The sequence below is a fragment of the Methyloceanibacter sp. genome (genome assembly GCF_058506495.1).
In genome coordinates this window covers 45,252-51,809 of sequence record NZ_JBZMXT010000009.1, presented here as the reverse complement: position 1 = coordinate 51,809, position 6,558 = coordinate 45,252, and the positions used below count along the sequence as shown (strand labels likewise).

The 6,558-nt window shown below is 57.7% G+C and carries 6 protein-coding genes and 1 tRNA gene; 4 read left to right on the top strand and 3 right to left on the bottom strand.

Annotated elements, in window-relative coordinates; all coding sequences use genetic code 11:
- A partial coding sequence (locus AC33YF_RS03685; protein WP_491775846.1) for a radical SAM protein occupies positions 1 to 590 on the bottom strand: 590 nt, incomplete at its 3' end.
- A gap of 150 nt (positions 591 to 740) precedes the next feature.
- On the opposite strand from AC33YF_RS03685, the gene AC33YF_RS03680 reads away from it, so the two are divergent.
- Together AC33YF_RS03680 and AC33YF_RS03675 are read left to right on the top strand one after the other, a co-directional pair.
- Positions 741 to 815, top strand: a tRNA-Gly gene (locus AC33YF_RS03680).
- Positions 816 to 965: 150 nt separating this feature from the next.
- The gene (locus tag AC33YF_RS03675) at positions 966 to 1,832 is read left to right on the top strand and encodes a transporter substrate-binding domain-containing protein (RefSeq protein ID WP_491775845.1); all 867 of its coding nucleotides are present in this window, start codon (positions 966 to 968) and stop codon (positions 1,830 to 1,832) included.
- Here the strand turns inward: AC33YF_RS03675 and AC33YF_RS03670 are convergent.
- Entirely contained in the window at positions 1,829 to 2,713 is an 885-nt protein-coding gene (locus AC33YF_RS03670; protein ID WP_491775844.1) for a sterol desaturase family protein, read from the bottom strand. The two genes, AC33YF_RS03675 and AC33YF_RS03670, sit on opposite strands and share 4 nt — an antisense overlap.
- Before the next feature lie 277 nt (positions 2,714 to 2,990).
- On the opposite strand from AC33YF_RS03670, the gene AC33YF_RS03665 reads away from it, so the two are divergent.
- Positions 2,991 to 4,286 carry a hypothetical protein gene (locus AC33YF_RS03665; protein ID WP_491775843.1) on the top strand — a complete coding sequence of 432 codons (1,296 nt, stop codon included), beginning with the start codon at positions 2,991 to 2,993 and terminating at the stop codon, positions 4,284 to 4,286.
- A gap of 13 nt (positions 4,287 to 4,299) precedes the next feature.
- On the opposite strand, the gene AC33YF_RS03660 is transcribed toward AC33YF_RS03665, so the two are convergent.
- A complete protein-coding gene (locus AC33YF_RS03660) occupies positions 4,300 to 4,713 on the bottom strand; it encodes a tellurite resistance TerB family protein (protein ID WP_491775842.1) in 414 nt (137 codons plus the stop codon).
- Positions 4,714 to 4,913: 200 nt separating this feature from the next.
- Here AC33YF_RS03660 and AC33YF_RS03655 point away from each other — a divergent pair, with 200 nt between their 5' ends.
- Positions 4,914 to 6,554, top strand: a complete 1,641-nt coding sequence (locus AC33YF_RS03655) for a lysine--tRNA ligase (protein WP_491775841.1) — start codon at positions 4,914 to 4,916, stop codon at positions 6,552 to 6,554.
- Positions 6,555 to 6,558: the final 4 nt, after the last annotated feature.

The following is a 6,558-nucleotide window of genomic DNA, read 5'->3' as shown; positions in this document are numbered from 1 at the left end:
CGGTCAGCCTCTCCCCAGCAGGTCCGGCCCGCCAAGGCGATGGAGAAGCGATGTTCGGCCAACCAATCGATTCCCTCCAAGGTTTTTGCAAAGGATCCAGGGCCACGCTCCTCGTCATGGAGCGCGGCCGTGTAGTGATCGAGACTGACGCGTAGCGTCAAGCGGTCGCCATGGGCTTTCCGCAGATCGAGCAGCCCTGCACGCACGCGTGGCCGCAACATCGGTTGCATGGCATTTGTCAAGACGAGCACCGAGAAACCGCGCTCAAGAGCGTCGGCAAGCATGCCCAATATGTCCGGATTCAAGAAGGGTTCCCCGCCGGTGTATCCGATCTCCGTTACTGGCAAGCCATCGCTCGCAATCTCGTCGAGAAACGCGGCGGCCTCGGCGCGGCTTATATATGCGAATGTATCATTGGTAGGGCTCGATTCGATGTAGCAATTGCGGCACGCTATATTGCACAGCGTGCCTGTATTAATCCAAAGCGTACTAAGCAGTTCGAGCGACACGCGGGCACGGCGCTTGCCGTCAACGGTCAAGTCGGGATCGGAGAATTTTTCTAATTGTATTGCGAGGGAGGCGTCAGTCATAGGTGCGACAGATTCTTCCTTGGCTTTTTCGCGCATTAGTGGATGCGCGCGTGTGAACCGCAAGCCAATATTGCATCACCCTTGCGTGAGCATTTGTTTCAAAGCTGCCTTCTCAATGCGTCCCGGTGACGCTAGTTATTAAGGGGAAAAGCGGGTGTAGCTCAGTGGTAGAGCAGTAGCTTCCCAAGCTACGTGTCGTGAGTTCGATTCTCATCACCCGCTCCAACGCGACAGATAAACTGCCTGAGTTCATCTTCAGATTGCTTCCATTGATCTTGCAACCTAGATAGGGGATCGAAGACAATGCGCTGGTCTGGCTATAGCCATCCAACCGCGCTAAGAGGGAAAATACTTGCGACGACTGGTGATCTTCGAATGATAAGGTTTGTTGCAGCGGTGAGTGCCGTTCTTCTGGCAATCTCGATTGCAGGCTTGGGACCGTTGCCGGTCCAAGCGCAGGAGCGGGCCTCCGTTGTGAAGCCCATCGTACCTGATGCCTGGCAGGGTGAGGCCCATCGTCAGAAGCCGGACCTCAAAGGTCTCAAGAAGATCCGCTTCATCACGGACACGGACTACCCTCCATTTCACTACTACGATGAAGTCGGCACGCTGACAGGCTTCAATATCGATCTCGCTCAGGCGATCTGCGATGTGCTTGAGGTCGAGTGTCAGATCAGCGCCACGAATTGGGCGAGATTGATTTCGGCGATCCAAGTCGGCGAAGCAGATGCGGCGATCGCCTCGATCCGAATTACGGCAGAGGCGCTGAAATCCGCAGACTTTACGTTGCGCTACTATGCGACCCCCGCGCGCTTTGCGGCAAGGCAAGATAGCGACGTTGCCGACATCCTTCCTGAGACGATCGAGGGCCTAAAGGTCGGCGTTGCCAAGAACAGTGGGCATGAAGCCTATCTGAAGACGTTCTTCCCGGAAGCGGCACTCGCCACCTTTGATACAAGTGAGGCGGCTCAAAGAGCGCTCAAAGAAGGAGCGATCGATCTCGTATTCGCAGATGGGATCACGCTCGCTTTTTGGTTCAACGGTGCTGAGAGCGGCCGCTGTTGCGAATTTCGAGGTGGTCCTTACCTAGACGCGCGGTTCTTCGGCGAAGGCGTCGGCATTGCCGTTGAGAAGGGCAACCGCACGCTCGTGCGAGCCCTTAACTATGCACTTGAGCAGGTCCATGCGCGCGGCACGTATGAGGAGCTATTCTTGCGTTACTTCCCCATGAACTTCTTCTAGCGAAGCGTCTCGGTGCTTCTGGCCGCATATTCGGGCGGTTCTCGCTGAGCTTCATCGTCCATGAACGCTTCGCGCTTGAAAGGCAGCCACAGGCTCCAACCGAGCTGCGTGGGCGCGGCTGTCTGAAATGAATCGAGCCCGATCCGCATACCCAGATGCCCATCCTTCGGCTGGGCTGTGTAGGTGCGGAAGATCCGATCCCAAATTGACAGGTTGAACCCATAGTTGGAGTCGTGTTCGGGCCTGAACACGGAGTGATGAACGCGATGCATGTCTGGCGTGACGATGAAGAGGCGAAGGACGCGGTCAAGCGAGCGTGGCAAGTTGATGTTTGAGTGATTGAACATCGCACACCCGTTTAGGATCGCCTCGAACAGAAAAACAGCAAATGGAGAGGCTCCGAGGGGGACGACGACTGCGATCTTCCACAACATGGATAAGACAATCTCGATGGGGTGAAAGCGGATCGCTGTTGTCACATCGATGTCGCGATCGGCGTGGTGCACGCGATGGATGCGCCACAAGACCGAAATTTTGTGTGACGCGAGGTGCTGCGCCCAGATCGCAAGGTCGAGGACCGCAAGGACAATGAGGATCTTTAGCCACTGCGGCCAATCCACATTGTTCAAAAGTCCGAGCTGGTTTTGCTGAGCGTAGAATGCAGCCGCGACGGCGGTCAGTGGAACGGCCAGTGTCGCGATGAACCGCATAAGCAAACCAGTCAGCGCGCCCATTCCAACATTTGTGAACCAGCGTCGCCCCTTTGAGACGATCAGCTGACGACGCGGCCACGCGAGCTCAAGCAACGCGAATAGGACCAGCAGGCTGGCGAAGATGCTGAAACGAACCAAAGAGTCATTGAATGCAAATGGGGTTTCCATGGCGCGCAGTTTGGCCTGCCTGGCGTGGCGTTCCAATGGCACGATCGATCAAAACGGCGCGAGGTGGCGGCATGGTGCCGCGTCAAAAGATGAGGGGCGGCCGGACTCTTTGGGCCAAAGCGATTGGCAACCTTCTCTTATGGTTAACGCAACGGCCTTTAAATAGCCAAGAACTATCTGAAAATGCTTGGTTTCTGGAACGAGTAACGCGCGAAAAGCGTTAACCGTATGTCCTGGTTCGTCAGCACTCTGGGGTTGGGGGGAGGAAGCTGATGGCATGCGTACTGCCTATATCGTCGCGGTTGGTCTCATAGGCCTAGCGGCCGCTGCGCAGTCCAATGCTGCGCTGGCGGCTGACGGCACCGTACGCGCGCAAAATAGCAGCGTCTTCTCGAAAACCGCGCCCGGTCGGCCTCGAGTGCGTCCCCAGAACAATCGTTTCTCGCCTCCGCAGCGTCTCGGCCCGACCCAGAATGAGACCGACCCAGCGCGTCAACCGCAACCAGCTGCGTCTGCGCCCACGCCGCAGGCAAGCACTGGAGTGGTCGCCGCCGAGCCCCCTTATCAGGAGGCGCCTCAGCCCCTTCACGACCAGCTCAACCGACCAACTCAGTACCCCGTTGGATCTCCCCACGCAGCGACAGCTGCGCCCGAATTTGTATCGGCCGAGCGCCTGCTCGACTGGGTCTCCAACTATCGCGACCGGCCGCAATATTGGAGGGTTCCCGCCGCCGTCCACGCTATGCGAGACCATCGCCTCTTCACGGATGAGGAACAGCGCTGGTTCTGCATCGGCTTCATCGCTGGCGTACTTGGCACGAACCCCAATGACGGACCCGGGCTGATCCCGAAGATGTTCCCCATGCCCCCAAAGGAGCAGGAGGTCATTATCCGCGCGATTGCCTATTCAGGGCGACCCGACTGGCAAGACCTGATGGAAAAGAACGCGCATCGTATGCCTTTGCGTAAGCCGCTGATCGATGACTTGCTCAACGGACGACGGGCGACGCTGCAGGCGATGGAGCTCGAAACGGGGGGTACAACAGCGGTCTATGCGCTTTGGGGCTACTACGTCGCGTCCGGGCAGCACGAACCTGTCATGCGCATCATGCAGGCGCTGAAATGGTCGAAGGGAGCTGAGAAAGCGGGCTTCTTCGAAAAGCTGGCATCGGGTTGGGGCAAGGACGCCAACAATGTTGAGAAAGTCAAAACCGGTGGGACCGCAAAGTGGACGCTCGCATCTTATGCGGAGCGCGATCGCGAGTTAATCGATCTGTATCGCGCTGAGCTCGCTAACCAGCCTAAGGAGATTGCCGGTCCTTTAGAAGACGTCATCGAGGCCGCGTCGCTGTTCGAAGCTGAGAAAATTCGAAAAGAGCAATACGGAGCAATCGAAGACGCAGAGCGCCGTCAGCTTACTGCAGATGCGGGCATGTCCAAGGGCTGGACTGCAGGCTCCATTGCGATCGCGACGGGGTGCGTAGCCGCGTCCGCGCTCGGCCAGGCGCAGATCGCGGTGCCGTGTGTAATTGGCGGGGCACTCTACTCAGGTGCGGGAAAGCTCGCTCGGTAGTCGGACGTCTGTCTCAAATGATCTTGTTTCGGGCCCGAATGCCGCGCTCGATTGCCGACTTCGTGAGCATATCGATCTCAAGCGCCTCAGAAAGAAGCTCCAAGAAACGAGTTTCTTCCGGTCGTACATCGAGATCTGCGGCGGCGACTTCTAGTGCGATAGCATATGCCGTCTCGCGCAGTTCGAACGGTAGGCTGCTTCGGATCAGCTCTAGGACGATATCAAGGCCCGACTCGCTACCAAGGAGCTCGCCGCAGGCCTGAGAGGCTGCCACAAGGCCATCGTCGTTATAGTCCGCGAACACGGGCAAATGCGAAACGATCTCCCCAATTCGGGCGAGTTCGGCGCCGGACATGGTCCGATCGACCGCCGAGGTTGTGACCATCGTGTAGATAAGCGCGTCGTGATGGTCCAAGGACTTCGTCATCGGCTTTTCACCCTTTCTTGCCGTATTTGTCTAAACGGGCGGGACGGTATGAAATTGAAGCGGAGCGAGCAAGCGCCTGTTTGAGAAGAAAGTTTGGGAAACACTAGCGCCATGCGGAAATCTGTGAAATTTGTTTTCCTGTAAGGGCGCCCTTCGACGTGGGCGTCATTGCCTGCCTCTTCTGCACGCCCATTTTTGTCATGCCCGAGACCACAAACGCTGGCCCCGATGTGGCCCCAATTGAGATCAACTCCGGACTGCTGGCTTACGCCCATGTGAGTAAAGCGTGGCCGTTCGAGGAGGCACGCAAGGTTCTCAGCCGGCTAAAGCGCATTCCTGAGCCTACAGGACCGATCATATTCGAGACTGGATATGGACCCTCGGGGCTCCCGCATATTGGGACGTTCGGCGAGGTCGCGCGGACCACAATGGTTTGCCACGCTTTTCGGGTTCTGACGGAGGACAAGATCCCGACACGGCTGATCTGCTTCTCCGACGATATGGATGGTTTGCGCAAAGTACCGGACAACATCCCCAACAAGGAGATGATCGCGGCTCACTTGGAAAAGCCGCTGACGCAAGTTCCGGATCCCTTCAACGAGTATCCGAGCTTTGGCCAGCACAACAACGCGCGGCTGAGAGCCTTCCTGGACACGTTCGGCTTCTCATATGAATTTCTCTCAGCCACGGAGTGCTACACGTCTGGCCGATTCGACGCCACGTTGCTGAGCGTGCTGGAGCACTACGATGAGATCCGCGACGTGATCCTGCCGACTTTGGGGCCTGAGCGGCGCGCCACTTACAGCCCGTTTTTGCCGATCTCGCCAGCGACGGGCAAGGTCTTGCAAGTTCCGATCATCGATCGCGATCTGGCCGCGGGGTCTGTTCTCTACAAGGACCCGGATACGGAGAAGCTAACGCAAGTCTCCGTCACGGGCGGCCACTGCAAACTGCAGTGGAAGGCGGACTGGGCGATGCGGTGGGCCGCGCTCGGCGTTGATTACGAGATGGCGGGCAAGGACCTGATTGATTCGGTGCGTCTGTCCGGTCGCATTTGCCGCATTCTCGGCCGCCAGCAGCCGGAGGGTTTCAATTATGAGCTGTTCCTCGACGAGAACGGCGAGAAGATCTCCAAGTCGCGCGGTAACGGTCTGACGATCGAGGAATGGCTGTCCTACGCATCGCCCGAGAGTCTTGCTCTTTATATGTATCAGAGCCCAAAAAAGGCGAAGCGACTCTATTTCGACGTGATCCCGCGTGCGGTCGACGAATACGCAGGGCATCTCGCGGCCTTCCCGAAAGAGGAACAGGCTGCGAAGCTGATGAATCCCGTCTGGCACATACACGAGGGCAACCCGCCTCAAGCCGACTTGCCCATCAGCTTTGCGCTGCTGCTCAACCTCGCTTCGGCTTCGAATTCAGAAGACCGGTCTGTGTTGTGGGGATTCATTCAGCGCTATGCGCCTGAAGCAAGTCCCGAGTCCCAGCCCCTACTCGACGAGCTAGTCGGCTACGCGATCCGCTACTTCCACGACTTCGTGCGGCCATCGAAGGAGTACCGCGCGCCAAGTGACCAGGAACGAGAGGCGCTTGTCGATCTCGACAAACGGCTCGTCGCACTGCCGGATGGCGTCCTGGCCGAAGAAATTCAGAATGAGGTTTATGCCGTCGGCAAAGATCATGGATTTGAGCCTCTGCGGGCGTGGTTCCAAGCGCTATATCAGGTTCTGCTTGGGCAGTCGCAGGGGCCTCGGTTTGGGTCTTTCGTGCAGCTATACGGAATCGAAAACACGCGCGGGCTCATCGCAAGAGCACTCTCAGGCGAACTGGCGGGTGGCTGATATT